Source organism: Nitrosomonas sp., from assembly GCF_040240425.1.
Taxonomy (GTDB): Bacteria; Pseudomonadota; Gammaproteobacteria; order Burkholderiales; family Nitrosomonadaceae; genus Nitrosomonas.
In genome coordinates this window covers 1-26911 of sequence record NZ_QPHG01000039.1, presented here as the reverse complement: position 1 = coordinate 26911, position 26911 = coordinate 1, and the positions used below count along the sequence as shown (strand labels likewise).

Below are 26911 nucleotides of genomic sequence, written 5' to 3'. Positions count from 1 at the left end.
GGTTTGATAAAGCTGCCAGATTTCCTGACGATCCAATAATGTTAAGCGAGTGCGTTTGTGTATGTTCATCTGCAGTATTCTCCTGAATACTGTAAACAACGCTAGGAATTCTTACACGTAATGTAACATCCAGGGTATGTCCTACGTAGTAATCAATCCCTTCATCGGAAATGCTGGGTGTGCCCAAACGATTCGGAAACAACGCCGCGCTCAATCGTTCAATGATGGATGCCAGGACTTTCCGTGAAGGCAATTTGGGTGGCTTATTAAGCCGCTGCCGGTGCTCCAGGGAAGCTACACGTAATGCGCGTAATTGGGAAACAATATGATCGATTTCCGGACGACTGACTTCTGATTCTGCTGCGTCCTGTGTTTTGAGTTCGGTAGTCATGTCTTCAATCCATTTCGTTCAATCTGCTTTTCATTGCTACGACTCAATGTTTCAATTGGCTATGCGGATAGTTGGGGAACAAATCAAGCCGTCTGGGCTTGATAAAGACTTTCTCTCCCTTGGTAAGCTGCAATTCGCGAAAACGCTCCTTGCTGATTTCAGCGTGCACCAGGTGTCTTTCTTTGTCGTTTTCGCGCACCAGCTCCAGCCTGACAATCGGACCTACCGATAGAATATGAACAATCTGCGCCGCCAGCGCCGCTTCACCATTTTGGGTGCGCTCGACTTCGATTTCATGCGGACGGACATAAGCAATGGCGGCCAATTCTTCCGCTTCCGCGTGTTCCGGCGCATCGACTTCCAGATCGCCGATCCAAGCACGACCGCGATGCAAGCGGCTATGGAATAGATTCACGTTACCAAGGAATTCGTACACGAACGGACTGGCAGGCTGCTCGTACACTTCATCCGGTGTGCCGATTTGCTCAATCCGGCCTTCGTTCATGACGACTACCCGGTCAGCGACTTCCAGCGCCTCTTCCTGATCGTGCGTGACAAATACACTGGTAATGTGCATGTCATCGTGCAATCTGCGGAGCCAGGAGCGCAGTTCCTTGCGCACCTTGGCATCCAATGCGCCGAAAGGCTCATCGAGCAATAACACTTTCGGTTCCACCGCCAGTGCTCGCGCCAAGGCAATACGCTGGCGCTGACCGCCGGAAAGCTGATGCGGATAGCGATCCGCTAGCCAATCTAGCTGTACCAGATGCAATAATTTCATCACGCGGTCATGGATTTCCTCTTTGGAAGGGCGGAATTTCTTCGGACGCACATTTAAACCGAAAGCAACATTCTCGAAAATCGTCATGTTGCGGAACAGGGCATAATGCTGGAAGACGAATCCGACCTGGCGGTCGCGCACATGCTGATCGGTTGCATCTTCACCATGAAATAATACCTGACCGCTATCGGCAGTTTCCAGTCCGGCGATCACGCGCAGCAGAGTGGTTTTACCGGAACCGGAAGGTCCCAGTAATGCCAGCAACTCACCGGAGTGCACTTGTAAACTGACATTATGCAGTGCGGTAAACGTGCCGAATTGTTTGGAGAGACTAATCACTTCAATGCTCATTCGAAACCTCGTTGTTTTTGATGTTGTTTGTTCCGGAATTCAATCAGTGTTTTCAGTGCTAGCGTCACCAATGCCAGCAAGGCCAGCAGCGAAGCCACGGCAAACGCAGCCGCGAAGTTATATTCGTTATAGAGAATCTCGACATGCAAGGGCATGGTATTGGTGCTGCCGCGGATATGACCGGATACTACCGATACCGCGCCAAATTCGCCCATTGCCCGAGCATTACAAAGAATAGAGCCATACAGCAAACCCCATTTGATATTCGGCAGCGTCACATGATAGAAAGTCTGCCAGCCGCTTGCACCCAATACAACGGCGGCTTCCTCTTCTTCGGTGCCCTGTGCTTGCATCAATGGAATCAATTCACGTGCGATGAACGGTACCGTTACAAACACAGTTGCTAACACGATACCGGGAACGGCAAAGATAATTTTGATATCGTGCTCCGCCAGCCATGGCCCCAGCCAGCCTTGCAAGCCAAACACAAGCACGTAAATCAACCCCGAAACCACCGGTGAGACTGAGAAAGGCAGGTCGATCAGCGTGATCAGCAGATTCTTGCCGCGAAATTCAAACTTGGCGATGGCCCAGGCCGCGGCGATACCGAATATCAGGTTCAAAGGCACCGCAATGGCGGCTACCAGCAGCGTCAGTTTAATGGCGGAAACCGCATCGGGATCGGTGATAGCCGCGACATAAACTTCCACGCCCTTCTTGAATGCCTCATAGAAGACCGAAATCAGCGGGACGAACAAAAAGAGCGTCAAGAATACCAGCGCCAAGCCGATCAAGGACCGGCGTACCCAAGCAGGTTCCTGTGTGGCACGCTGCTGGAAGGTTTTACCGGTTAAGGGGAATGTAATCGTAGTGGTCATTATGGTTCTCAAGATTGCATGCTGCGGCGCCGGCTCCACCATTGCAACAAATTAATAATCAATAACAGAGCGAAAGAAATCACCAGCATTACGACCGACAAGGCCGTAGCCCCGGCATAGTCATACTGTTCCAGTTTGGTGATAATCAACAGCGGTGTAATTTCGGAAATCATCGGCATATTGCCGGCGATAAAAATCACCGAGCCGTACTCGCCGATTGCGCGTGCGAAAGCCAGCGCAAAACCGGTCATTAGCGCGGGATAGAGTGCCGGGAAAATCACGCGTGTAAAGGTTTGCCAGCGATTGGCGCCGAGTGTCGCGGCCGCTTCCTCCAGCTCGGCTTCGATATCTTCGAGTACCGGCTGCACGGTACGCACCACAAACGGCAAACCGATAAAAGTCAGCGCTACAAAAATTCCCAGTGGCGTGAAAGCCACTTTGATGCCGAGCGGCTCAAGAAATTGTCCGATCCAGCCATTGCCGGCATACAGCGCTGTCAGTGCGATGCCCGCCACCGCAGTCGGCAGGGCGAAAGGGAGATCTACCAAGGCATCGACTATTTTCTTGCCGGGAAAATGATAGCGCACCAGCACCCACGCGACTAACAAACCGAAAAAGGCATTGACAGTGGCGGCCGCGAACGACGCGCCGAATGTCAACCGGTAAGAAGCCAGCACGCGCGGGGTGGTGGCAATCGACCAAAATTCCGGCCAGGTCAATTCAGCGGTACGAATGAACGCGGCCGACAACGGAATCAAAACAATCAAACTGAGATACAACAGTGTGAATCCCAATGCCAGATTGAACCCTGGCAAAATACTGTATTGCTTGAAACTGCTCAATTAAGAATTCCTTGTGTTGATTTAGATTAACCCATCATCAAAAGCTCGTGCGACCGCTTTGGATACGGCGCAGTGCGGCGACCAGAAAATCGATATCCGCACAGGTATTGTAAAGCGCCAATGACGGACGAACCGTCGTTTCCAGGCCAAAGCGGCGCAAAATCGGCTGTGCGCAGTGATGGCCGGAACGCACGGCGATACCTTCACGGTTCAACGCTGCACCGACTTCTTCGGAGCTGAATCCCTTCAGCACAAAAGACAGCACTCCGGCTTTTTCCGGCGCGGTGCCGATCAGCCGTAAACCGGGAATTGAGCTCAGGCCGCGTGTCGCATAAACCAGCAATTGATGTTCATAGCGGCTGATGTTTTCAAGACCGATGCGTTGAACGTAATCAATCGCGGCGCCCAATCCGACGGCATCGGCGATATTGCCGGTACCGGCTTCAAAACGGGCGGGCGCCGCATGATAAATGGTTTTTTCAAAGGTGACATCTTGAATCATATTGCCCCCACCCTGCCAAGGCGGCATGGCATTGAGCAATTCTAATTTACCGAAAAGCGCGCCGATCCCGGTTGGAGCGAATACTTTATGACCGGAAAAAACGAACCAGTCGCAATCGAGCTGCTGCACATCGACACGCATGTGTGAAACCGATTGCGCGCCGTCCAACAGCACGCGCGCGCCAACGCGGTGCGCCATTGCGATCATTTGCTGCGCCGGTGTGATCGTACCGAGCGCATTCGAGACTTGCGAAAATGCCACCAGCTTGGTGCGTGAGTTCAGCAGTTTTTGATACTCATCCAGCAATATCTGGCCGTGATCATCCACGGGCGCAACGCGCAACTTGGCCCCTTTCTCGGTGCACAGCTGCTGCCACGGCACGATATTGGCGTGATGCTCCAGCCAGGAAATGACGATTTCGTCGTCTTCGTTGATATGTTGGCGTCCCCAGCTTTGCGCAACGAGATTGATACCCTCGGTCGTGCCGCGGACAAAGACAATCTCATCGACGGATGGCGCATTCAGGAAATGACGGACTTTCTTGCGCGCATCTTCGTAGGCATCGGTCGCACGTGCTGCCAATTCATGCGCGGCGCGGTGGATGTTGGAGTTCTCGTGTTGATAGAAATGGCTGAGGCGGTCGATGACAGATTGCGGTTTCTGTGTCGTCGCGGCATTGTCCAGCCAAATCAGCGGACGGCCGTGCACCAGTTCTTTCAATATCGTGAAATCCCGCCGGATGGCATTAACGTCGAATGGCGGATGCGCAGCCGCATAGGAGGGTAGCGTTGTGCCCGCCGCTGGTGATGTGATGTTGTCGAGAAAATAGAATGACGATGCCTGGCTGGGGCTGCCCGGGATGGCGGTATGTGCGAGCGTAGCTTTCTGTGCCGGTGTGAAGAGCGTGCGTAATTCTTCCTCAAACGGTAGCGGGATGACCGATGGAATAGGGGAAGTGGCCAGATTGAAATGATCCGCACTCACTGCGGAAATCTCAGGCGCTGGCAGCGGTGCAGCCGCGAGCGCTCCCGCAGAGGGGGCGCCAGCCGTTTGCGCTATGCCGGGCACAGCGGAATAACTCTCTTTTGCCGATGAAAGCAAGCTGTTGAGTTCATCCTCGAATGGTAATGGAATGGCTGAAGCGTACACAGAACTTCCCACGCGCGGATAGTCCGAAGGGAATGACGGAACTTCCAGCGCAGGCGCCGATGTGGCCGTGGACGCCACTGCCGTGGAGGAGGGCACGCCTGCGGCAGGTGTTGCATTGGGCAAAGCGGAAAACATTTCGTTGGCCATGCGGGTCAGTAACTCGACATCCGGCAGATAGCTGGATGCCGCGTCCAGACTTTCGCCCGAGGGATGATCGAGATTACTTGTACTCATGATATTTACCCACTTCGACATTTTCGAGCACGCCGAGCGCATCCTCGGTCAATACCGCCAGCGAGCAATAGAGAGAAACCAGATAAGAGGCAATCGCCTTGTGATTGATGCCCATGAAACGCACCGATAATCCCATGCCTTGCTGGCCCGGTAAATCCGGTTGATAGAGTCCGACTACGCCTTGGCGGCTTTCGCCGGTGCGCAGCAGAATGATGCTGGTTTTTCCGCCGGTGATATTGAGCTTGTTGCTCGGGATCAATGGAATGCCGCGCCAAGTCAGGAATTGTGAGCCAAACAATGAAACCGTCGGCGGTGGGACGCCACGGCGGGTACATTCACGGCCGAACGCTGCAATCGCTTGCGGGTGCGCGAGGAAAAAGCCGGGTTCTTTCCAGACACGTGCAATCAACTCATCCAAGTCATCGGGGGTGGGTGCGCCTGTGCGTGTTTTTACCCGCATCGATTTGGCGGCGTTATTGAGCAAGCCGTATTCCTTGTTATTGATCAGCTCGCTTTCCTGGCGTTCTTTCGCCGTTTCGATCGTAAGGCGCAACTGTTCGCGGATTTGATTGTGCGGGCTGCTATACAGATCGGAAACCCGGGTATGCACATCCAGCACGGTATTGACCGCGCTCAGAACATATTCCCGTCCCCATTCTTCATAATCCACGAATGTCGCGGGTAATTCACGTTCGTCCTTGGCGGAGCAATCGACTTCCACCTGATCGGGGTCCTTCACTTTGTTCACGCGATAAATACCCGCCTCGACCGGCACCCATTGCAGCAAGTGGGTGAGCCAGCGTGGCGTGATGGTTCCCATCATCGGGACAGTTTTTGTAGCATTGGCAAGCGTGCGTGCGGCTACATCACCTAATGCGGTATGGCCTTGATGAATATCGGTCATGCTAATTCTCCTTGGATTAAGTCAATAAAGTTGCAACGTGTACTGCTTCAGGCTTGTGAAACGACTTGAAAAGAGGTTGTATGGATGCTCTCCTTTTGTTTTAATTAACCGGTCTTGAAGCAGGCGTCAGCTCGGTTGTTTTGATCACGGATAACGGTTTGCCGAGCAGATTGCCTTGTAGATAATCGGCCTCGGTGCGTTTCGCGGCTGCTAACTGTTCCGCTGTTTCGATGTCCCGCACCAGCAAGCTTGCGCCGAAGCTATGGACGGTATTCGCCAGCTCGGCAATGGTTTCGTGACGCATCAGATCGCTGGCCGCGATTCGCACCACGTCCGGATACAAACTGCCCAGTTCCGCCATCCAATCGCTATTGGTGCCGGAGTAGTTGGCGGCAATCCGGTAGCCGCGCGAACGGTAATTGCCGATGACATGCTGCAGCAGCTTCCAATTACGATTGACGATAGCCGGAATTTCGATGACGACGCGCGAGGTTTTTACACCGATGAGGTCGAGAAAGTTCTCAAATGCGCGGCCGTGATCGTCTTTGACGCTCTCCAATAAGCGCGGATGAACTTCGACAAACAAATTGTCCGACCGGGATGTGTGATTGAAATAATAATTCAACGCATGAATTGCGCGGCATAAGCGATCCAGCTCAATGAGCTGATCGTCTTTTGACGCCATGGCGAAGACCTGCCATGGCCAGAGTGCAATTTCTTCGTTTGATTTGGAACGCACATATGCGGCATGTGCGATGGTTTTGCCCAGATCGATGCTAAAAATGGGTTGAAAAACGCTGGTTAATTCGCATTGATAAAAATATCCGCTGATCCAGCCGTTGTCAGCGCGTTTTAAGGCGTAATCGGTGGCGGAATTGATGAGTTCAAATTCATCGAGTGCCGTGAATGTGTTGTTTGCTGACGTATTCATGGAACCATCTCCATAGAAATGAATGCTGCTATGCATAGACAAAAACAATGGTTCTGTTACAGGCTTAAGATATTTCTATGGGCTGCAATTGAACTTGTTAGTGGTACTGCCGTGTTAGATTTCTTTGCTCACAAAAACTGTTACAACAACTGTCCTTATCGGTTGGGTAGATATCCTTTAATTTACGTTTCAATTCATTAACAGAACGATGGCAATACACGAGCGGAATACCATTACGATTCGCTTGCTCTTTGATCGAATTGGCAAAGTTGTGATTAATGAAGTCGCAAATAACGATGATCAATTGTGTCTCATGTGGAAGCTGCCGCTTGTTAAAGCCTTTTGCGCGGCCGCTCCAGTGCTCGATGCGTGCATTGTGTTGCGTGGCAATCAGCTGCTTGAACGATGCCACGTAATCTCCACCAACGATAAGAACGGTCATGTTGAATCCTCTTTGTTTATTAGCGCGCCGCAGCGCGCTATGTTGTCTTTACTTCAGATAAATCTGGTCGAACGTGCCGCCATCGGCGAAGTGGGCTTTGTGTGCATTTTTCCACCCGCCGAAAGCCTCATCGATTTTGAATAATTCGATCTTGGGGAATTTGGCGGCATACTTCTCAGCGACTCCCGCGTGCGTAGGGCGGTAAAAATGCTTGGCAGCAATTTCCTGACCTGCTTCGGAATAGAGGTACTCCAGATACGCTTCCGCAATTTGGCGTGTGCCGCGCTTGTCGACCACTTTATCGACTACCGCGACCGGCGGTTCCGCTAGAATACTCAGCGATGGAATGACAATTTCGAATTTTTCCGCGCCATATTCCTTCAATGCCAGGAAGGCTTCGTTTTCCCAGGAAATGAATACATCACCGACACCGCGCTCCACAAATGTGGTGGTTGATCCACGCGCGCCGGAATCCAGTACCGGTACATTTTTATAAATGCTGCTGACGAATTCCTTCACTTTGCTTTCATCGTCGAATTTGCGCTTGCCGTATTGCCATGCCGCCAGATAATTCCATTGCGCGCCACCGGATGTTTTGGGGTTCGGGGTAATCACGGCTACGCCAGGACGGGCCAGATCATCCCAATCCTTGACGCCTTTGGGATTTCCCTTGCGCACCAGAAAAATGATGGTCGAGGTGTACGGCGTGCTGTTCAATGCCAGCCTTGACTGCCAATTTTCCGGCAGCAATTTGGCTTTTTCGGAGATAGCGTTGATATCGTTGGCCAATGCCAGTGTCACTACATCGGCTTCGAGGCCATCGATGACGGAACGCGCTTGCTTGCCAGAGCCGCCATGCGATTGCCGGATCGTGACTTTTTCGTTGTTTTTGGCTTGCCAGTATTTGGCGAAGGCCGCATTGAATTCTTGATAGAGCTCGCGGGTTGGATCGTAGGATACATTGAGCAAGGTTTTGTCCGCCAATGCGTTACTACCGGCAGTCAATCCGGCGGTCAAGAAGCTTGCTGCTAGCCATGTTTTGATGTTCATGAGATTTTCTCCACTAATGATTTAAAAGGGTTTATAAGAGGCTGATAAGCACTTCAAAATATAAGAAATCCGTGTCTCCCGAGCGTTGGTCGGTGCAAGGGTGTTTGTGCAAGGTTGCGCAAGAAGTTGCTGCGATACGGTTCTTGACAAACTCGCCGGCGGTAAAGTGGGTGTAACCGAGAATGGTATTAATGCGCGGTGTCGGTTGATAACGGATGCGTCCTTCAAATGCATGGCCGCCGAAATCACCGCTTTGCCCAGTCCGGTCGCGATTGAATCCAGGGTCCTTGACGGTATTACTGATGTTGCCGTCGAGAATATCGAACATGCGATCAGTGCTGCTGGCCAGCCAATAGGCACCATAACCCAGCTCCAACCCGATTTTCTGAGTCGGACTGAATTCAAAGCGGATTTTTGGCGCTTTCAAGTTTTCATAGATCACATAGTGATCGGCCGACCAAGGCCGCGCGAATCCGAAGAAGCGGTCAAAACGGTTGTCAACATTGTCGGTGGGATTTTTATCGCCGCTGGCATAACCATAAAACAGACCAATCCGTGGTTTCCAGACATGGTCAAATGTTTTTCCTACTTCGATGGTATATCCATGCGCATCCACGCGATTGGGGCCGGAAAACCCTAGTTGGTGGTTATAGCTGACATCGAAATCAACAATATTGCCTGCCTTGCCGTAAACACGGAACCCTGGCATATGAATTTGCCGATCCAACCGATTCGTGGCTGTAAAACCATTCGGATCAGCAGTTTGCTTCTGCCCCATGTAGTACGCCTGGATGGTGGCGATGTCAGACCACTTGCGCCAACTGCCAATCCCGCCAAAAAACCATAGATGATCATTGGCCTCATCAAATTTTGTTTGCAAGCGGCGCACCGGTTGCATGCCGAATAAGTCCAGCTCCCAGTCGTTGGCTTCGCGACCTAAATTCAGACGGAAACCTTCAAATGTGTTGGTGGTATTGCGCCACTCATTGCGCGCGATAAAACGCCGGTCGGTCGTTTCATAAGCCATGCGGCCGACACGGAAACGGATCGGGCGGTCATTGCCGCGATCATCGGCGCCGAGCGCTTTTTTGAAATACAGCTCGCCGTATGCGTTGAGCAGGTCATACTCGTTTCTTTCCTGATCGGTCGATACAAACCGGTTGTTATAAATCCGGGAATCTTGAAATTCGACCGCAAAGCGGAATGGATCCAGGATCTCTTTGATCCCTATCCATGCGCGTTGACGCAAGAAAAAAGGATCGTCGTTTCCACCTTCAATACGCCGGATATCGTTGTGGCGATGCTCGTAGCGCATGCGGGATTCCAAACCGATTTCCAGCCAAGTGACATCTTTAAACGCTTCAACACCGATATCGCTCAAGCGGCGCACATAGCGCGGCGGATCGGAATCCGGATTGGTGGCATAGCTGTTGGAACGCTGATGATAGCTGGTGGATTTTTTTGCCTCGACGGCCTTTGTTTCCGGCACGATGGCGGGCAATCCTTTGCCAGCTGATGACTTAGCCGTTTCATCCGATGTTTGCTGCACAACTTGCAGGATTGTTTGTTGTGTTGCTTGAAAATCAAGCGTTGTTTTTTGATCGGAAGATGCTTGAGTGGCGCTGATGGTCAGTGCGCTCAATGTCATAATTCTCGATAAGTACCAAAGATATTTCACTATATTCTCCTGAGTAAGTTCACCGGAAATTCCGTCGAGCTGCTCATTTCGTTGTATGCCGCCAATATTTCTGGCGGGTATTGTTAAAGGATGGATTGATCTTGCTGCATTGGTTGGGTTTGAAGCTTAAGCCGTTTAAGTGTTTAATTTTTAGCGTTTCCCACCTTGGTTGACGCGAATTTTTTCCCGGCATTCAATTTGAACTACTCTGCTGCCGTGGATGATGATTTCAATCGAACCATATTCGATGCTTGCAACCGCGCGCAAAATTTCCTGCGCGACTTCCACGGGAATCTTCTTGATTGGATCATTGTTTGCAACAATTTTTTGTTCCAAACCGGAATCGGTAGTCATTTATATTGCTCAGCACAGTAGTAAAAATTGATGGAAGCGAAAGATAGCAACTTTTTTATATAAATAGAAATAATATTTTCTAATTTCTATATAATAAAAAGTCATTATGATGTGTTGCGGCAAGATAGTGCGCTACTGCTAACCAGCTGACAGTTAAAGTAATTGCGATAAAAAGTGATTTCCGGGGTACTGGATTGCTGAACAGATGTACACTGGATCAACCGGATTGACAACGAAGTCAGCAAGTCATTGTTGTAGCCCCACACCGATGAAACGATTGCAGTAAAATACAGCGCTAGAAAGAAAAAATCCGGATCAGCATTGACTGGTATCTTTTCCTCATTTGTACCTGAAGTGATTGGGTTATCGTGAATTAAATTGGCTAGATATGAATAATTTAAGAAGGTTTATGTTTTTTGCGACGCTGCTGATATTGCTATTGTCAGCTTCAGGTTGCTCTGTTTTTATGGCGGCTAAACAGCCTGAAAAGAAGGATGTCGATTTGTTAAAAGAAGGCACATCCCGGGCCATGCTGATTTCCGAGTTCGGTGCACCGGTTATCAGCGAATACCGCGACGGTAAACGCTATGAAATATTTAAGTTTGTTCAGGGGTATAGTACTGGCGCCAAAGCGGGCAGGGCCTTTTTTCACGGTGCGGCGAATGTCGTGACGCTGGGTTTATGGGAGCTGGTCGGCACACCCACGGAAATCACCTTCAGTGGCGATGACATGGCATTTCAAGTGCGTTATGACGAAAATGACATTGTGGATGAAATCGCGCTGATTAAGAAGGAATAGCTGGCAATTGGTTTTGAAGGCGTGCGCGTATCACAGGAGAATGCGGATGAAAAGCTTGCGGGTTTGTTTCATGAATGGTTTTCTTGCGTGCTTTCTGGCAGGGGTGGGCATTCCGCAAGCGCTGGCTGAGGATGTTGCGTGTGAACAGACCGGCGCAGCGCACATTTGGATTTCGCCGTTAAATCCCAAGAACGGCGAACCGGTTAAGATCATGGCTGTATCGACGGATGGCCCGCTGGCGGAGTTGGCGCTGACCGGCGATCGAGGCCAGCGGATAGCGCTGCAACCGCGCCGCCGCGGCGGCCCGCCCTGGAGCCTGGTTGCTGCATGGGAAGAGGCCGACACAGGGCACTATCGCGTCGAAGCGAGCCGGGATGGCAAGCCGGTTGCCTGCCATCAATTTACCGTAGGCGGACCCAATCCGCAGGAAAGACTCAAAGAATGGAATCTTGCCGCCGAAGCGTTTTACTCCGCCTGGATCGAAACGTTGTTTGGCGCGCCACCCGAAGAAAATCTCAGTTTTACATCGTTGGAACCAGTATTGCGCAACGCCGAGCGCAACTTCTTGCACAATTATCTTGGTCTGAACGAAGACAATAAATTGCCGCTGACGCCCGACTGCGCCGATTTGCCGTACACCTTGCGGGCGTATTTTGCCTGGAAGACCGGCTTGCCAGTTGCTTTCCGCGCGTGTGGGCGAGGCTCGGCCAAGACGCCGCCACGTTGCAGCGCGCCCACCATCGTGTCTGAATTTACCCGTGGCATCACTTCGCAGAGCAATTTCACGAAATTCAGCCGTCGATTGGTGGATACCGTTCACTCGGGTTCGGCACGCACCGGGCTGGCGGAGGAATCAACCGATTTGTACCCGATTCCGATGAACCGGGAAACGCTGTGGCCGGGAACGGTCTACGCCGATCCCTACGGTCATATTCTGGTCGTGGCCGAGTGGGTGCCGCAAACTGCGGATAATCCCGGCGTGCTGCTGGCCGTCGATGCGCAACCGGACAACTCAGTCACGCGCAAGCGCATTTGGGAAGGCACTCTGTTGTTTGCCAACACCGCGAATGCAGGGCCGGGTTTCAAGGCTTTCCGCCCGTTGATTCAGACTGCTCCCGGCCAATGGCGCGTGCTCAGCAATAATGAACTGAGCGGTCACCCTGAATTTACCACCTATTCCTTGGAGCAAGACCAACTCACACCCGATGATTTCTACGCCAAATTGGCCAAACTCATCAACCCCGAGGGTTTTGATCCGGTGCAAGCATACGAAGCCACATTAACGGCACTGGTGGAACAAATCGAAACGCGCGTCACCTCGGTGAACAATGGCGAAGCATATTTACGCAAAAATCCGCGCAACACCATCCCGATGCCCAGCGGCGCGGCGATTTTTCAGACTATCGGGCCTTGGGAAGATTATTCCACGCCGTCGCGCGATATGCGCTTGATCATCGCGATCAATGTGCTCACCGGTTTGCCGGAAAAAATCCTGCGTCATCCGGAATTGTTTGTTCTCGGCAATCAAAGTCCCGCACAAGCCAAAGCCCAGATCGAGCAGCATCACGCGCAACGCATCCTGGAGACCAGCATCCGTTACACGCGCAGCGACGGCAGTCCGTGGGAGCTATCGGTAGCCGACGTGCTGGCGCGCAAACCGGCGTTTGAAATGGCCTACAACCCCAACGATTGCGCCGAAATCCGCTGGGGCGCCAAAGCAGATACGGAAGAATACGCCACCTGCCGCCGCCATGCTCCGGCGGAGCAACGCGCGAAAATGGAGCAATACCGGGCTTGGTTCCGGGAAACGCGCAGACCGGTACAGTGAGGAATCGCGGGGCTTTTGCCGCAGCGAATGGGCACCGGATATCTCTGATCGGGTCAGTTACGATTAACCCGGCTAATGCAACCGCTGATAGCGTCCGATCAATTCAGTCTGGCCCAGGATGTGGCCTTTCATCGCGTGTTCCAGCGCGGCTTTGGTCGGATTTTTCAAATCCGGCAGCACGGTATCCAACGCGTACAACTTATGAAAATAACGGTGCGTGCCAATTGGCGGGCATGGGCCGCCGTAGCCGGTTCGCTTCCAATCGTTGATTCCCTGCAACGTGCCTTGCGGCAATTCTTTCTCCGCAATACCCTCGGTCAACTCCGCAGCAGATGGCGGAATGTTATACAACACCCAATGCACCCAAGTCATTTTCGGTGCCGCCGGATCGGGTGCATCCGGATCGTCGACGATCAACACCAGACTTTGCGTGCCTTCCGGTATGCCGCTCCAGTTGAGCGCCGGTGAAATGTTTTGTCCGTCGCAAGTGAAACGGGCGGGGATCATATCGTTGTGGGCAAAGGACGTTGAAGTGAGCGTCAGAATAGTCGCGATTAAAGCAGCCATAATGTTTTTCTCCCTATTAGATGACACTGCTTATTACTTGAATGGATTATTCTAATTTTTTCTGATTGATGGCGAGGGAATTTTAGTAGGAGCGATTTTCGGCTCATTAAATCGGAAAAATCTGGTAACTGGAAACTAGTTGTATTTATTCTTCAATAGTATTAACAAGATAATGCGATACATCAATGAATCAGCATGTTTATAATCTTAATTCTGTAATTTAATACTAATCCAACTCTAATTAATTGATATCATTAGCTTCGCATCCAGTGGCAATTATTGTCAATCGCAGAGCTTCTTTCGTTTCATCGCTTACTATTGCGCCTACAAGTATGTATGTATTTTCTGGTACAGTATTTTTAAGAATATTTAAAGCCTCATGAACTTCTCGCATCTTTAATGACTGGCTTGCTGAGAAACTCAGCATAATCCCTTGAACATTGGATAGAAGGTTATCTTTTTTTAGAAAATCAGCAATTATTTGTTGAATTGCTATGGAAGCTCTATTTATACCAGCTGCTTGAGTTGAATAAATAATTGGATTTCCAAAAGCCAGAATAATTTTAACATCTTCAGGATCAACGCCGATTATTTCAGAATTTAACATTTCTCTTATACCTGAAATTAAGGTGTCTGACATATCCCTTTTAAAAATATGACGCATAATTCCTCATATTTATGTCGTGCAGATTATTGCGATAAGGCACATCTCAAAGAACCCAGAATAATGATTATATAAACATCGGTGGCCAGAGTTAAACTAGAAAAAACTTTGGTTTGTTTTTCTGCTTTGCAGAACACTTTATTGCTGCTGTGTGAATGCAATATCAAATTGACCAAACTCTGAGAAGTAAACTAGGAACACAGCGCGGTTGACGTTCGAGTCAAAGTATTGTTAGCTATAATGCCTCTTCCTGTGACAATTAGGGCATAAAGCTATAGCATTAGCAATAGTGTCCTCACCGCCATCCTTAAGCATTTTTTTATGATGAACCTCTAAGTATGGCAAGCCTGTCATTTTTGAAATAAATGGCCCTTCTTTTTTACAATCCTGACATATCCCTTTGGAGTGTTTTAAAACATACGCAACAACTCTGGGATCTCTTACATATTGAAACGACTGAATTTCTTTCTGAAAGGGGGTTTTATTACCTATTACATTACTAAGATCTGAACTAAGTGCGTCCTTTACCTCGTCTTCAAATGATGATTTAACTTCTAAGTCTTTTGCGATAGCGATGTTTCTATTATTAATTGAATCAACAATATTTTTATATTTTTTTCTGTTTTCTTCTGCTTCAAAGCTTGATTCGATTTTCTCCAAAACTCTACCAGCAGCTATTTTATTTAGCTTAAATGTTGGGCCTCGTACCCATCTGTCGTTATCTTCCAAAATAATATCTCGTGCGGAACGAATTGGTTTCTCTAAAAGAAGAGATAGAGATTCGGGGCATGTATAATGCCAAGTTAAACCGAGTTTTCTTATGTTGTTTGCACCAACCCGGGGTGTCTCTCCTATATATTTACAACCAGCCTGAATGCCCATAATCATATCACCACCTCTAGTGGCAGTTTTTGCTGTAATAGTGATCAGGGCGAATAGCTTGCCATCGCGCATCGATGTTAAATGCTTTGGTGGAAGGTATCCTCTAATAACTCCTTTTTCACTCTTAAAATTAACGGCTTCAAAGAAACCATTCATTGGTTTAGCGTCGATTATTTCCTTACGCGTCACAGGATACTCAGTATAGGGTAAAGTATCTCTAGTATCCGGATTCAGTCTCACCACAAATATATTCATTTAGCCTCCATATACATTTCTAACAATTTAGTTTTTCCCTGTTCAAGTAACACGGGGGGCCATAAATACACGTCATTCAGCGATATGGCGGAAACCATTGCAGCAACTCATTGCGAACAACTCCATCAATCCGGAACGAACTTCAACACATTGCCATTGATACAGTAGCGCTTATAGCTCGGTGGCGGGCCGTCGTCGAAGACGTGGCCGAGGTGGATGCCGGAGCTGGCGCTGCGGACTTCGATGCGTTTCATGCCGTGCGAAAGGTCATCGTGCAGCGTCACTGAGCCTTCGACGGGATCGAAAAAGCTCGGCCAGCCGGTTCCGCTGTTGAATTTTGTCTGGCTGAGGAAAAGTGTGGCGCCGCTGATCGGGTCGACAAACCGTCCGGGACGTTTTTCATCCAGATTGGAAGCGGTGAACGGCGGTTCGGTGCCTTGCGCGAAGGCGATCTTTTGCTGTTCCGGCGTCAATAATTGAAATCCCAGCCATTTCCAGAAATTGGCTTGTTCACCGTTATACCCGGTGTATCGGGTGACTTCCTGGCCGTTTCGGAACAGTACGACGGTCGGTGTCGCGAACAGTGGTTTTTCCAGTGTCCAACCGGCCGGAGGATTGGTGTTCATCGTCGCTACCACGGGTACGGCTGCCTGCCATTGATTGAGCACTTCCTTGTCAAAAAGCTTGCAGTACTCGCAATGCTCGGCTTCGAATATGACCAACTGCTGGGCAAAGTTCAAATCCTTGCCATCCAGCGGTTTCATGCGTGCAGCTGTTGCTGCATCGGCTGCGACATTGGTTTGTGCAATTTTCGGATCGGTTGCGGGATATTTCACGCCCGTGCCGCCGAGGCCGCAGTAGCCGTTGGGGTTTTTTTGCAGATAATTCTGGTGGTATTCCTCGGCGGTGATGTAATTTTTCAGCGGTAGGATTTCAGTGGTAATCGGGCCGTATCCGGCGGTGCTCAGCGCCTGCTGATAAACTTTTTGAGTATTCAGCGCCAGGTCTTTTTGGGACTCGTCGTGATAATAAATGGCGCTGCGGTAATTGCTGCCGACGTCGTTACCCTGGCGGTCACCCTGCGTCGGGTTGTGGTTTTCCCAGAATTTCGCCAGAACAGTTTCGAGCGTGACTTTTGCCGGGTCGAAAGTGACCTTGATGACTTCCGCATGGTTGCGCGCCGTTACCCGGCCTGAGCGTAACTTCTGCTCGTGATCCAGAATCTGCTGATAACCGACGCCGGGAAGATCACCGCCTGCATAACCGCTTTCCACGTCGAGCACGCCTGGGATCTCGCTCATGCGCTTTTCGGCGCCCCAAAAGCAACCCATGCCGAGGACGATGTAATCCGTTTTGATAGTGTTATTTCGATCGGTAGGTGTCACGTTTTTCTCCATTGCATAGGCTGTCAGAATACATAATAAACCGGCAATTGCCGCGATAATCTTTTTCATGATGAATCTCTAAGGTGTAGTTGAGACAAATTTTCGACACTGGGGGCGTTGCTGAGGTTCATCGACAGAGGATGTGTGGATGCAAAATTGTTTGAGCTTGTATGGTACCGGGGCTTTTGTAAGCAACGTCGCCGCGGGTATTAATAATGGTAATGCTTTCGTGCTTGGCAATTCATTCTTTCGCAATAGATGCGTGTGAAGTTGTGATTTCAACCACGCCTTCCCGGCAATTTTCAAAGCTGACCGCATGGACTGATTACGTTCATGGTTCGACAGGCTCATCACGAACGTAATTAATGAGTGTGGTTTGTGCCGGATCGGGAGCTTATTGAGCGATCCGGCTATTGGTTAAATTTTTTTTAAATCAATGAATCTGGACGAAATCGCCGTCTTGCTTGATCCAAGATTCATTGGTGAATGCATCGTAGATCGATTCGGCGTCGGTTGCGAAGCAATCGGCGACGGTTTGATTGGTGACGGTGTCTTTAAGCGCCAAGGTCACCGGCGGGGTGATGGTGACGCCTGGTATGCCCGTGGGCAAGCTGCCGAATGAATTGGTGATGTCGAAGCAGGTGTCGGAATTGATAATCAGATTGGTTGCTTCGGCGGGAGCGTTGACGGTGCAATGTTTGCCGTTGGCGAAGCTGCTGGCCAAGGATTCAAACGGATTGGGAATGCCGGGAATCGAAATGGTAATGCCGTTGATCTTAGAGAAAGTTACGTTGGTCGATGTCAGCATCGATATTCCGGATGCGGTGGTCTGTTGCGGTGTCTGGCAAAAGCTATTACTGTCGGGGATCGGAATGCACTGGCCGTTGGTGGTTACGTTGACGACATTGCCGCTTTGCGTATAGGTTAATCCGGTTGGCGCGTTGGCGGTGTTACACGCCGGAATACTGCCGTTGCCACCGGAATTGTTGATCTGAGCGATTAAATCCGCTAACGGTGAAATGATGGTTGGGTTATCGCCCCACGGCCCGCCCATGACGTAAACCTTATTGTCGCTTTTGTTCACGCCTGCATAAATACCGGTATCGGGATAAAAGCGAAACAGCCAAGGTTCGATGCTTTGCGTCGCTTGATGATTGGGAAAATACACGGGATAGGTATTTTCGGCCCAATTCAATAAGGTTTCGGTGTCGCTGCTTAGATCGGCAAAAGCAGGGGTGAAGTTACCGGACAGAATAATGGCATAAATGCCTATTGCAAATTTTTTCGGGGTATTTTTCATCGAGCAATCTCCTTTTTTTATTAAAATAATAACCCGAAGAATATCATACTCTTGGTGGGGATCGGCTCTGTAGGCGTTCCCGCAATATTTTAGTATTTGTAATCATTGATGAATTACGCGCTGGAGATCCGGGCACAGTAAAATATTTTGTGCCCGGTCATTGGCAACCTGTTCTGGGTTTTTCTACGGTTTCCAGTGTTTCACGAAAGCATCCCGGATATGTCTCACCGCGGCATCGTAACGTAACTGGTATTGCTCCGAATACGCTTTATTGCCGGTATATAAGCTATGTGCTTTGCCGCGCGTGTCTTCATCGACCGCGATCTCATTGTGGTGCGGCAGTAATCCACGTCCCGGAAAATCTTTCTTTTTCACGAGATCGGGTGGAATGAACGTCAGTGCTTCGGCGGCACCGTGAGTATCGCCTTTTTGCGCATAGCGGCCGGAAATGATTTGCCCTTGCCAATATTGGGCGGCATCGGCCGCTGTTCCTTTATTTAAATTGGTATTCCGGGAAAAATTCTGAAAATCGAAGGATGATCCTGAACCATAATCGGGTTTCTGCGCTAAGCTGGCGTCTGGATGATCGGGATCGAATAACTGCAAATTGCCATTGTTCACCGATCCGAAATGGCCATAACTGGTATGCGCGTAAAAATCGGCTATCGCATGTGCGGCGAGATGAAATGCATTCAGGTTTTTCAGGCTCTCTTGTTCAAATTGCGTCAGCCGGTCTTTGACTAATTTCCAGCCATCGGTGATGTAGCCATTATCGAAGTGATCCCTTGGATCGTAAGATCCGGGTAGGTCGACATCATCGATGGTGAGACTTTTCTGCCATAAAACACTGGTGAAATGCCGGTTGAGCGAATTTAAAACCCAAGGCGGGCAAATATCGGCTGAGAGCGCTTTGTTCAGTAAACTTTTATGGACCCACCCGGCAAATTCCGGATGCAGGCTCGACCAATCGCGTTTTAAATCTTCCGATATTTTCTTTTTATACACGGAGGGCTGCTGTGTTTGCCATAAGTGCACGTCGTTGAACAGATAGAAAGGCACATATTCGGCTTTCTCCGGCAGATCTTTTTTGACTTTAGTCTGTTTTTGTATTTTTTTCGCATGAGCGGGTTCGATCACTTGCCAGTGACCGGCTTCGTCCTTGTACATGACCCAGACATGATCGAAGTTATGCTGTTTTCTTTTCGTCCATGTTCTGAGTTTCCCCAGCGCTACTCTGACATTGAACGAGCTGATGCCGCTGGCCAGCAATAACGATGCGATCAGCAATGCGCGATCCTCGCAATCGCCCGATTTAAGCGCGAGCGTTTCTTCTGGAAACTGCCAAGGATCAAGACCGTTTGTCGGTGTGTATTCGATTTCCTTGGCAACGAATTCGGCAATGATATTTGCCCGGAAATCGAACGATCCCGGATCTCTGGAGCGGAAAAACTCCCAGCTGGCGTACGGTAGTTTGGCCATAAATTTTTTAATCTCTTTTTCCAAAGTGCGACGCATCACCACATTGCGCTCGCTCACTAGGAATTCCCGTACATCGATATCGTAATTGCCTTTGCTGTGACCTATCGGGGGACGCGATGAAGGAACGATGGATTCATGAACGATACGCTCTCCATCCCAGTTCCAGTTGTGTGACCGGGAAATCTTTGAAAATGAGAAACACATGTTTTATTCTCCTTCACGAGTAGATGGTCAGAACGGATAACTAACTTGGCACTCTTATCATTTTCAGCATGACAGATCTGTCACATTCATACAATCGTGAATTCGGAAATTCACGGATAACAGACTCATTTTAATGGTATTCGCTATTCCAGAACCTATCGAAAGCGGTAATTATTCTGGTGAGAAGCGTATTTAACCGGTAAGAAGTGGTAGTGTATGTTTTACCTTGATCAACAATCCGTGAGGTTCTTATATCATGAAAAATATTTTATCGATCTTAGCAATGGCTGTCGGGATACTTTTATTCAGTAATGGAATCAATGCATCAGGCTATGCAAACAAAACTGAATCCGGAGGAGAGGGGGTTGGTTCTATGATCCAAGCGATCAAGCATGCGGAAATGGCGAGAACGCATAAAGCGCATGCCGAGCATATTCTTCAAAACGCGGAGAAAAGCCTGGAGTATGCCAAAAAAGCTGAAGTGGAAGCGATAGAAGGCGGAAACGACAAGGGAAGGAGACCTATCACCGAATCCATCCGGCATTTGGTCGAGGCGATCAGCCACGCCAAGATGGGGCATACTGATATCGCCAGTGAACATATTACCGATGCGCTAGAACAGATGCATCAATTTGCCACCCAGTGAGTACATTTTATTGATCACGCTATCCTGAAAAAACATCGAATTGATTATGGTGTTCAACAGAGTAGCGTGAGAGTGATCAAAGAATTAAGGCTGTTTTACTTTACGCAGGTAGGGTTTTAGTGTTGTCCAGCCTTGGGGATAAATCTTCTGCGCTTCTTCATTGCTGACCGAAGGTACGATGATGACATCCTCGCCTTGCTGCCAGTTCACCGGTGTTGCCACCTTGTGTTTCGCGGTTAACTGCATGGAATCGAGCACCCGTAAGATCTCATTGAAATTACGGCCGGTCGTCATGGGGTAGGTCATCATCAGTTTGATGTTTTTATCGGGGCCGATGATGAAGATCGAACGCACGGTGGCGTTCGTTAACGCAGTCCGCCCTTCCGCCGAACCCGTTTCATCCGCGGGAAACATATTGTACAGTTTGGCGACGTGCAGGTTCGTATCCGCGATGACGGGGTAGCGAATGGGCGATCCGCCCACTTCTTCAACGTCTTTCAGCCATTTCTCATGATCAGTAAGCGGATCGATGCTCAGACCGATAATTTTGGTATTCCGTTTATCAAACTCGGATTGGATGCTGGCCATATAACCTAATTCCGTTGTGCAAACGGGGGTGAAATCCTTAGGATGTGAGAAGAGTACCGCCCATTTGTCTCCAATCCATTCGTGGAAATCGATCTTTCCGTGCGTGGTTTCTACCTGAAAATTGGGGGCTTGATCATTAATGCGCAATGACATGGATAACTCCTTGGTTTTAAGTTGATTAAACGTATGGATCAATCAATGATAGTTCAAACCTTAACAGGTTGCGTGGGCTAATCGGGTAGATGCGTAGAAGAAGTATCCCGGATCACTCCCGTCATGAAGCTGAATCACAGTATATTTGAAATTGTTTGGAATGGATCATAATTCGTCGATGCGGCTACCGGCAATAAACAGCTAGCAATCACATCGGCGTATTACAAAAAATGCAAAATACCGATCAGCGACGCACCGCCAACCGCATAGATGAGCGGGCTATCCCAAGTATGCGGAGAAAAAGCCTCAGCCAGGGTGATCAGAATCGGCACCGTGAGCACAGCGGCGATAAATTGGACCGGGCTGAAATAGGAGTGGAAGGCTAAAATCGCGATAAAAGTTGTTATGAATACGCATGCGCTACCGGCATAACTACGAACGTATTTTTCCTGGGTAAAAAGCGCATAAGTCGTATATTTTCTTTTTCCGAATTTTATCCCCACGGGCTCAGCAAGACCGTCGCCGACGCCATTGGCAATGATGATGATCATGATAACCGGCAGCAGCGCATGACTTTCGAAGTAGGCCAGCAAGGGAATGAGCACCAAGTAGCTGGCGATAAACTGGGTATAAAGCCAAGTCAGCGTTAATGGCCTGTCTTCCGGCCGGTCAAACGAGCAAAACATCACGGATAACACCCTGACCCTATTACGCACGGGTGCTATAAAAAATGTCAGAAAAATAATGGCACAGACTAAATCGATGAAAAATGTCGCTGCGCTATAGGGGTAGCCAATGACCATCGACAGCAAAGTTGGCAGGAAGAAAAAAGCAAAATGATTGATTTTTCTTGTGTAATTGACTTTGAAGTTTCGATGAGTGACGAGTAATCCACACACATAATGGATTAAAAACAGTGCTGCATAGAAGATAGCGTGATGCAGCCAATATTCGGCGGGGATACTCATTTTATAGTGCGAAGACTTAACATGCGCTAAGTGAGATTTCCTTCGGTATAGCCGGAAATTAACATTGATTAGCCTGAGCGGGATTTCTGTTTATCGTTAAAGCATCTGCATGCTGGGATTGTATCCCGTCTGCAAGAATTGAACAAAGCCGCTTGCTTGCGCAAACGATAAGATTTTTAAAACCGTCGAGCCAGCTTTAACCCAACCAAACTGAACAGCCCGGCAATGGTTAAGTAAAGACCGACGAGTGACGTACCGCCAAAGTCACTGAGCGCCTGTGCGGCGATTGGAGCGACTGCTCCGCCCAGGATGCCGCCTGCATTAAAAGCCAATGAAGCGCCCGTATAACGGATCCGTGGTGGAAACAGCGATGGCAGCCACGCGCCGAGCGGGCCGTAGACAAAGCCCATTACGAATAGCGCGAGCGATAGTGCTGTCCATACCAGCCATAACGACCCCGAACCCAATAACGGGCCAAATAGTAATCCCATGCCGATGGTTGCCGCGCATCCCCATGTCAATACCCGCGCCGCGCTGGTTTTATCGGACCATATACCCGAAACGATGATGCCGAGCGCGAGGAACAGAATTGCAGAAAGCTGAATAGTCAGGAAAACTTCACGGCTGTATCCCAAGGCAACCGTTCCGTGCGCGAGCGCAAAAGCGGTCGAAAGGTAAAAAATCGCAAAACAAGCGACTACCGCAAAAGTCCCGGCGAAGGTGACCAGCGCATGATTGCGGATCAGTTCGCCGATGGGCACTGGAATCGGCGGGTCCTTTGCCAACGCTTGCGCAAATTCGGGCGTTTCGTTGATCTTTAATCGCACCCACAGACCGAGACCGACCAGGATTGCACTGGCCAGAAACGGTATGCGCCATCCCCACGCCGCAAATTCCGCTTCGCTCAACCCCATGCCGATCAACAGGAACAACCCATTGGCGGCAATGAATCCGATCGGCGCGCCCAGTTGCGGAATCATACCGAACCGTGCCCGCCAACCTTCGGGGGCATTTTCAACCGCCAGCAGCGCCGCGCCACCCCATTCCCCGCCAAGACCAAGCCCTTGCCCGAAGCGCAGGATGCACAACAGTAGAGGTGCGACCCATCCAACCATCGCGTAGGTTGGCAGGAACGCGATCAGCAAGGTCGACACCCCCATCAACATCAATGATGCAACCAGCGTGGATTTCCGCCCGACCCGGTCACCGAAATGGCCGAATAAAATCGCCCCGAAAGGGCGCGCGATGAACGCGAGACCAAAACTTAGAAATGACAGCATCAGCTGCGCGGATGCAGAACTGGCTGGAAAAAATAATGGCCCGAACACCAATGCCGCCGCTGTTGCGTAAATGTAGAAATCGTAAAACTCCACCGCCGTTCCCACCAGACTTGCGACTAGTATTCGGCGATGCTGGCGATAAGGGCTGGTCATAATTGTTTTCCTTAGAATTTTCCGGGCTATCACCTCAAAGAGCGACTCCGTCTTTTTTACCGGGGGGACGATAATGAAGAACTGACCGTTTGTCAAACCAATGACTATACGATCAAGAGGTTATGAGATCACACGGGATTTGCAGTAATGGTGTTGATTCGTAGATATATGCCGGCAGAAAAAAGCTTCGCGCGATGATGAAGCAATGCAAATAGCTTGTAATCAGACCAAATTGGGGTGCATACCTTCAATCGACCGATTTACAGTTACGAAGATTGACTGCTTTTGTATTACAGAAAAACAAGGTAGCAGTTTTTTGAGGTGTGATTGTCCGATACGATTCTTATAATTGTATCGATTTAAATCTTGTTCTTAGAAGTATCAAAATCAACTGTGGCACATGACTGTCCATCACTATTTATGAGAGGAGTCTCTCTGTTTACTAAAATAGTTCGCCCAGTACCAATAGAATCGGTATATTTAAAATGTAATATTTGGAGTTTGTATAGATGCTGGCATTGGGTAGAAAATGCTTTTGCCCGGCTAAAGCAGTATCGCGCAGTGGCAACAAGATATGATAAGTTAAAGAGAAATTACGAAAGCATGGTCGCTATGGCTTGTGGGTATCTATGGGTACCTATGTGAAATGCCAACAAACTCTAGCGCCAAAGTCGAAGATAACTAAAAAAAGCACTCATCCGCAAGCGGTTAGGTATTAACTGCGCTCATCAATCTGCGTGTTTTCAATCAGCTTTCGCTCAAAGAGGTGGGGAATTGAATCCGCAGAGATTAAAAAATTAATTAGGGCATAATAATATGAAAAAACATTTAAAAATCAATATTCTATTAGCCTGTCTGCTAATGATCAATACTCAACTGTTTGCAAAAAATATTCAGTATGTCAGTGACGAGCTCACGATACCGATGCGTACTGGCCCTACAACCAGTAATAAGATTTTAAAATTCTTGACCAGTGGCATGAAGGTTGAAGTACTAGAATTATCGGATGATAAAAATTATAGCCGGATTATGCTGGCAGGTGATGAGAGTAAATCTGGCTGGGTAGAAACACGCTCATTGATGTCTCAACCCAGTGCTCGTGAGCAACTTGTTGCAGTCAATCAAAGCAACGAAGCATTAAAAGATAAGCAGGGTACGATGAAAGCAGAATTATCAGCGTTACAGAAGAAAAATGATGAATTGCAGGAAGCGCAGAGCCAACTAGAAAAAAAATACATGGATCTGCAAAATACCTTAGCCAGATTAAGAGCAGATGTGGCAGAGCCCATTCGTATTGCAGATGAAAATGAACAGTTAAAGCAGCAGTTGCATCATGAGCAAAATAAAAATATTGATCTGGTCAAAAAGAGTGCGTTTCTGGAAGATCAGAATACCAAACAGTGGTTTATGATTGGAGCTGGTGTTTCTATGGGTAGTTTGATTCTGGGTCTACTAATTACCAGAATTCGATGGAAGAGAAGAGATAGCTGGGGTTATAGGTAGCTTTGATTTTTCTGCTTATCTAAGCAAAAGAGCGTATCCCGAATTTTGTGTAAACGGTGTTTGTATTAACGGAAAGACATGCGCTCCTCGAACATGATGGTAAACCTGTTGAATTCCAGTCGATCAACTGATCAATCTGCTTAAGAAAATTCCCTTTCTACGTGCGGCGAGTTACATCGTATTTCGAAAAACTCATAGTCAACAATTCAATGCGGTTGTTTTAAAGCATTATTGTAACGCCAGATTCATACTCTGGGGGCGTTGCCGTGCAAATGTAAAAGGTAATATCTGTATTACAGAACATTGTTAGTAACTCTCTGATGGAATTGAAAATGCAATCTATAGCGCACGATGCTAAATCTAAGCTGATTAGAGAATTTTTTGAACGTGATATGAATCAATTGCAGAAGGATTATCCTTCGATTGTGGAAATTAATGTTCCGAAAAAAACTTTTCTTTACCGTCAAGGTGACTATTGTTCCAATTTATTTTGGATAAAAAGCGGTATTGTGAAGCTTTCTCATTTAACGGAGCAAGGGAGTGAAATTACTGTTGATCTGCTTAAAAGAGGGGACGTCACTGGTTGCTTTCAAAATAATTCTGCCGCTCAGGAAATAGATGAGACTGCGCAAACATTGGGTGAAGTTAATTACTATCGAATAGCATATGGTGATTTTAAAGCAATAATGTTTCATCAGGCAGAGTTGGCTTGGTATGTCATTGAAGATATGTATGCTCGGAGACAGAGAGTAGAACGCAAGTTAAGAACTATTTTGACTCAACCCGTTGAAGTACGCGTTATAAATACATTATTAGAACTGGCAGAGATGTTTGGAATAAGATGTACGCATGGGTATACCTTAGAAATTCATTTAACCCAGCAGGAAGTGGCGGATTTAGTGGGAGCAAGCCGTTCTGTGGTAAGTACGATTTTGAATGATTTCAGAAATCGCGGAATGCTTGATTATACGCGCGATCAGATTTGTATTAATGATGCTGCTCTTCATGATTTTTGTGGATTTTAGTATCTTCAATAACTTGGCGCGAAATGAAATATTTGTAAATTTGTTTTGTAGATAACAGACATCAATGATTGCGCTGTATTAATTTATTGATCGTGGTGACTATTGGAGTGACCAAAATTAATATAGGAGCATTCACATGAAAGTAATCTCACCGCGTATACACGGTTATCTTGATTTTTTGACAGTCTTTATTTTTTTACTTGCCCCTACACTTTTAGGACTAGAGCAGCTATCAGCTATACTTGCCTATAGTCTAGCTACAGTACATTTGATTGTTACCCTTGCTTCTGATTTTCCTTTTGGGGTAGTAAAGCTAATTCCATTTACCGTTCATGGCTGGATTGAGCGTATGGTTGGTCCCTTGTTGATAGCTATACCCTTTATTCTTAATTTCTCAGATGAGGAGGTGGCAAGGAATTTTTATATTGCGATGGGTATTATTATTGTCTTAGTTGGTATGCTTACTGATTATCGGGCTGAAGTAAGAGTGAGAAAAGTTGAATAAAAGTAGATAACAGTAGCGTTATTCAATTATGACTTCAGCGAGTGGTCATTGCGGTGACCACTAAAACAAGTAAATCAGAAGGCACTTAATTAGCTTCAGTCTATATCTGGCACTGAACTGCTATTAAAACAAGGGTCTTAGGAAGTTAAAGCGGGTTTAAACGTAACAATTTAAGAATTTCATGATAGAGATTATCACGGCGATGATTAAAACGAAATTCGGTTTCTTTCAAGTGCAGGT

At 48.4% G+C, this 26911-nt stretch carries 25 protein-coding genes and 3 pseudogenes; 7 read left to right on the top strand and 21 right to left on the bottom strand.

The genetic code is table 11. From position 1 onward, the window contains the following. From DU481_RS12825 to DU481_RS12775, 11 genes and pseudogenes are all read right to left on the bottom strand, one after another. Positions 1–391, bottom strand: a pseudogene (locus DU481_RS12825) (hypothetical protein); the annotation flags it as partial. A gap of 43 nt (positions 392–434) precedes the next feature. After that, positions 435–1523, bottom strand: a complete 1089-nt coding sequence (locus DU481_RS12820) for a sulfate/molybdate ABC transporter ATP-binding protein (protein WP_350115830.1) — start codon at positions 1521–1523, stop codon at positions 435–437. Next, on the bottom strand, positions 1520–2401 hold the full coding sequence (cysW, locus tag DU481_RS12815) for a sulfate ABC transporter permease subunit CysW (protein ID WP_350135157.1): 882 nt from the start codon (positions 2399–2401) through the stop codon (positions 1520–1522). Before cysW ends, DU481_RS12820 begins: the two co-directional genes overlap by 4 nt. Before the next feature lie 8 nt (positions 2402–2409). Next, on the bottom strand, positions 2410–3243 hold the full coding sequence (cysT, locus tag DU481_RS12810) for a sulfate ABC transporter permease subunit CysT (protein ID WP_350135154.1): 834 nt from the start codon (positions 3241–3243) through the stop codon (positions 2410–2412). Between the two features lie 37 nt (positions 3244–3280). Further along, the gene (locus DU481_RS12805; RefSeq protein ID WP_350135151.1) at positions 3281–5128 is read right to left on the bottom strand and encodes a family 2A encapsulin nanocompartment cargo protein cysteine desulfurase; all 1848 of its coding nucleotides are present in this window, start codon (positions 5126–5128) and stop codon (positions 3281–3283) included. Further along, complete coding sequence (locus DU481_RS12800; protein ID WP_108698490.1) at positions 5115–6032, bottom strand: family 2A encapsulin nanocompartment shell protein; 918 nt, start codon at positions 6030–6032, stop codon at positions 5115–5117. Before DU481_RS12800 ends, DU481_RS12805 begins: the two co-directional genes overlap by 14 nt. A gap of 100 nt (positions 6033–6132) precedes the next feature. Next, positions 6133–6963, bottom strand: a complete 831-nt coding sequence (locus DU481_RS12795; RefSeq protein ID WP_350135148.1) for an EAL domain-containing protein — start codon at positions 6961–6963, stop codon at positions 6133–6135. A gap of 97 nt (positions 6964–7060) precedes the next feature. Beyond that, positions 7061–7405, bottom strand: coding sequence for a DUF2325 domain-containing protein (locus DU481_RS12790; RefSeq protein ID WP_350135145.1), 345 nt, complete (start codon positions 7403–7405; stop codon positions 7061–7063). Positions 7406–7453: 48 nt separating this feature from the next. After that, positions 7454–8455 carry a sulfate ABC transporter substrate-binding protein gene (locus DU481_RS12785; RefSeq protein ID WP_350135142.1) on the bottom strand — a complete coding sequence of 334 codons (1002 nt, stop codon included), beginning with the start codon at positions 8453–8455 and terminating at the stop codon, positions 7454–7456. Positions 8456–8486: 31 nt separating this feature from the next. Next, positions 8487–10103 (bottom strand): alginate export family protein, encoded by a 1617-nt coding sequence (locus tag DU481_RS12780; RefSeq protein ID WP_502889970.1) that lies wholly within the window; start codon positions 10101–10103, stop codon positions 8487–8489. Between the two features lie 180 nt (positions 10104–10283). Further along, positions 10284–10487, bottom strand: coding sequence for a YezD family protein (locus DU481_RS12775; RefSeq protein ID WP_350135136.1), 204 nt, complete (start codon positions 10485–10487; stop codon positions 10284–10286). A 409-nt stretch (positions 10488–10896) separates the two neighbouring features. Between DU481_RS12775 and DU481_RS12770 the strand changes: the two genes are divergently transcribed. Together DU481_RS12770 and DU481_RS12765 are read left to right on the top strand one after the other, a co-directional pair. Next, entirely contained in the window at positions 10897–11286 is a 390-nt protein-coding gene (locus DU481_RS12770) for a hypothetical protein (protein ID WP_350135133.1), read from the top strand. 46 nt (positions 11287–11332) lie between these two features. Then, the gene (locus DU481_RS12765; protein ID WP_350135130.1) at positions 11333–13114 is read left to right on the top strand and encodes a hypothetical protein; all 1782 of its coding nucleotides are present in this window, start codon (positions 11333–11335) and stop codon (positions 13112–13114) included. A 72-nt stretch (positions 13115–13186) separates the two neighbouring features. Here the strand turns inward: DU481_RS12765 and DU481_RS12760 are convergent, their stop codons facing one another. The 6 genes from DU481_RS12760 to DU481_RS12735 all read right to left on the bottom strand — a co-directional run bounded on the left by DU481_RS12760 (position 13187) and on the right by DU481_RS12735 (position 19850). After that, positions 13187–13681, bottom strand: coding sequence for a YbhB/YbcL family Raf kinase inhibitor-like protein (locus DU481_RS12760; protein WP_350135127.1), 495 nt, complete (start codon positions 13679–13681; stop codon positions 13187–13189). Between the two features lie 241 nt (positions 13682–13922). Next, positions 13923–14345: a hypothetical protein gene (locus tag DU481_RS12755; RefSeq protein WP_350135124.1), complete on the bottom strand. Its 423-nt coding sequence runs from the start codon at positions 14343–14345 to the stop codon at positions 13923–13925. A 231-nt stretch (positions 14346–14576) separates the two neighbouring features. Further along, positions 14577–15482: an HNH endonuclease gene (locus DU481_RS12750; protein ID WP_350135121.1), complete on the bottom strand. Its 906-nt coding sequence runs from the start codon at positions 15480–15482 to the stop codon at positions 14577–14579. Positions 15483–15607: 125 nt separating this feature from the next. Further along, positions 15608–16936, bottom strand: a complete 1329-nt coding sequence (gene msrA / locus DU481_RS12745) for a peptide-methionine (S)-S-oxide reductase MsrA (RefSeq protein ID WP_350135118.1) — start codon at positions 16934–16936, stop codon at positions 15608–15610. Positions 16937–17300: 364 nt separating this feature from the next. Beyond that, entirely contained in the window at positions 17301–18167 is an 867-nt protein-coding gene (locus DU481_RS12740; protein WP_350135115.1) for a hypothetical protein, read from the bottom strand. Between the two features lie 183 nt (positions 18168–18350). Next, positions 18351–19850, bottom strand: a complete 1500-nt coding sequence (locus DU481_RS12735) for a transglutaminase domain-containing protein (protein ID WP_350135112.1) — start codon at positions 19848–19850, stop codon at positions 18351–18353. 256 nt (positions 19851–20106) lie between these two features. On the opposite strand from DU481_RS12735, the gene smbP reads away from it, so the two are divergent. After that, positions 20107–20496 (top strand): small metal-binding protein SmbP, encoded by a 390-nt coding sequence (gene smbP, locus DU481_RS12730; RefSeq protein ID WP_350135109.1) that lies wholly within the window; start codon positions 20107–20109, stop codon positions 20494–20496. 84 nt (positions 20497–20580) lie between these two features. Here the strand turns inward: smbP and DU481_RS12725 are convergent, their stop codons facing one another. The 3 genes from DU481_RS12725 to DU481_RS12715 form a co-directional block, all read right to left on the bottom strand. After that, on the bottom strand, positions 20581–21237 hold the full coding sequence (locus tag DU481_RS12725; protein ID WP_107804548.1) for a peroxiredoxin: 657 nt from the start codon (positions 21235–21237) through the stop codon (positions 20581–20583). A 221-nt stretch (positions 21238–21458) separates the two neighbouring features. Next, positions 21459–22205 carry a hypothetical protein gene (locus DU481_RS12720; RefSeq protein ID WP_350135106.1) on the bottom strand — a complete coding sequence of 249 codons (747 nt, stop codon included), beginning with the start codon at positions 22203–22205 and terminating at the stop codon, positions 21459–21461. Positions 22206–22381: 176 nt separating this feature from the next. Beyond that, on the bottom strand, positions 22382–23638 hold the full coding sequence (locus tag DU481_RS12715; protein WP_350135103.1) for an MFS transporter: 1257 nt from the start codon (positions 23636–23638) through the stop codon (positions 22382–22384). A gap of 501 nt (positions 23639–24139) precedes the next feature. Between DU481_RS12715 and DU481_RS12710 the strand changes: the two are divergent. From DU481_RS12710 to DU481_RS12695, 4 genes and pseudogenes are all read left to right on the top strand, one after another. Further along, positions 24140–24283 (top strand): annotated as a pseudogene (locus DU481_RS12710) (IS5/IS1182 family transposase); the annotation flags it as partial. A gap of 171 nt (positions 24284–24454) precedes the next feature. Beyond that, entirely contained in the window at positions 24455–25141 is a 687-nt protein-coding gene (locus tag DU481_RS12705) for a TIGR04211 family SH3 domain-containing protein (protein WP_350135100.1), read from the top strand. Between the two features lie 332 nt (positions 25142–25473). Beyond that, on the top strand, positions 25474–26166 hold the full coding sequence (locus DU481_RS12700) for a Crp/Fnr family transcriptional regulator (protein WP_350135097.1): 693 nt from the start codon (positions 25474–25476) through the stop codon (positions 26164–26166). Between the two features lie 136 nt (positions 26167–26302). Then, positions 26303–26671 carry an SPW repeat domain-containing protein gene (locus DU481_RS12695; protein WP_350135094.1) on the top strand — a complete coding sequence of 123 codons (369 nt, stop codon included), beginning with the start codon at positions 26303–26305 and terminating at the stop codon, positions 26669–26671. Positions 26672–26816: 145 nt separating this feature from the next. On the opposite strand, the pseudogene DU481_RS12690 reads toward DU481_RS12695, so the two are convergent. Continuing rightward, positions 26817–26911, bottom strand: a pseudogene (locus DU481_RS12690) (IS1595 family transposase); the annotation flags it as partial.

Coding starts and splice junctions, on each gene's coding strand:
- DU481_RS12820 (WP_350115830.1), bottom strand. CDS start 1,523: ATGAGCATTGAAGTGATTAGTCTCTCCAAACAATTCGGCACGTTTACC.
- cysW (WP_350135157.1), bottom strand. CDS start 2,401: ATGACCACTACGATTACATTCCCCTTAACCGGTAAAACCTTCCAGCAG.
- DU481_RS12805 (WP_350135151.1), bottom strand. CDS start 5,128: ATGAGTACAAGTAATCTCGATCATCCCTCGGGCGAAAGTCTGGACGCG.
- DU481_RS12800 (WP_108698490.1), bottom strand. CDS start 6,032: ATGACCGATATTCATCAAGGCCATACCGCATTAGGTGATGTAGCCGCA.
- DU481_RS12795 (WP_350135148.1), bottom strand. CDS start 6,963: ATGAATACGTCAGCAAACAACACATTCACGGCACTCGATGAATTTGAA.
- DU481_RS12790 (WP_350135145.1), bottom strand. CDS start 7,405: ATGACCGTTCTTATCGTTGGTGGAGATTACGTGGCATCGTTCAAGCAG.
- DU481_RS12785 (WP_350135142.1), bottom strand. CDS start 8,455: ATGAACATCAAAACATGGCTAGCAGCAAGCTTCTTGACCGCCGGATTG.
- DU481_RS12780 (WP_502889970.1), bottom strand. CDS start 10,103: ATGACATTGAGCGCACTGACCATCAGCGCCACTCAAGCATCTTCCGAT.
- DU481_RS12775 (WP_350135136.1), bottom strand. CDS start 10,487: ATGACTACCGATTCCGGTTTGGAACAAAAAATTGTTGCAAACAATGAT.
- DU481_RS12770 (WP_350135133.1), top strand. CDS start 10,897: ATGTTTTTTGCGACGCTGCTGATATTGCTATTGTCAGCTTCAGGTTGC.
- DU481_RS12765 (WP_350135130.1), top strand. CDS start 11,333: ATGAAAAGCTTGCGGGTTTGTTTCATGAATGGTTTTCTTGCGTGCTTT.
- DU481_RS12760 (WP_350135127.1), bottom strand. CDS start 13,681: ATGGCTGCTTTAATCGCGACTATTCTGACGCTCACTTCAACGTCCTTT.
- DU481_RS12755 (WP_350135124.1), bottom strand. CDS start 14,345: ATGCGTCATATTTTTAAAAGGGATATGTCAGACACCTTAATTTCAGGT.
- DU481_RS12750 (WP_350135121.1), bottom strand. CDS start 15,482: ATGAATATATTTGTGGTGAGACTGAATCCGGATACTAGAGATACTTTA.
- msrA (WP_350135118.1), bottom strand. CDS start 16,936: ATGAAAAAGATTATCGCGGCAATTGCCGGTTTATTATGTATTCTGACA.
- DU481_RS12740 (WP_350135115.1), bottom strand. CDS start 18,167: ATGAAAAATACCCCGAAAAAATTTGCAATAGGCATTTATGCCATTATT.
- DU481_RS12735 (WP_350135112.1), bottom strand. CDS start 19,850: ATGTGTTTCTCATTTTCAAAGATTTCCCGGTCACACAACTGGAACTGG.
- smbP (WP_350135109.1), top strand. CDS start 20,107: ATGAAAAATATTTTATCGATCTTAGCAATGGCTGTCGGGATACTTTTA.
- DU481_RS12725 (WP_107804548.1), bottom strand. CDS start 21,237: ATGTCATTGCGCATTAATGATCAAGCCCCCAATTTTCAGGTAGAAACC.
- DU481_RS12720 (WP_350135106.1), bottom strand. CDS start 22,205: ATGAGTATCCCCGCCGAATATTGGCTGCATCACGCTATCTTCTATGCA.
- DU481_RS12715 (WP_350135103.1), bottom strand. CDS start 23,638: ATGACCAGCCCTTATCGCCAGCATCGCCGAATACTAGTCGCAAGTCTG.
- DU481_RS12705 (WP_350135100.1), top strand. CDS start 24,455: ATGAAAAAACATTTAAAAATCAATATTCTATTAGCCTGTCTGCTAATG.
- DU481_RS12700 (WP_350135097.1), top strand. CDS start 25,474: ATGCAATCTATAGCGCACGATGCTAAATCTAAGCTGATTAGAGAATTT.
- DU481_RS12695 (WP_350135094.1), top strand. CDS start 26,303: ATGAAAGTAATCTCACCGCGTATACACGGTTATCTTGATTTTTTGACA.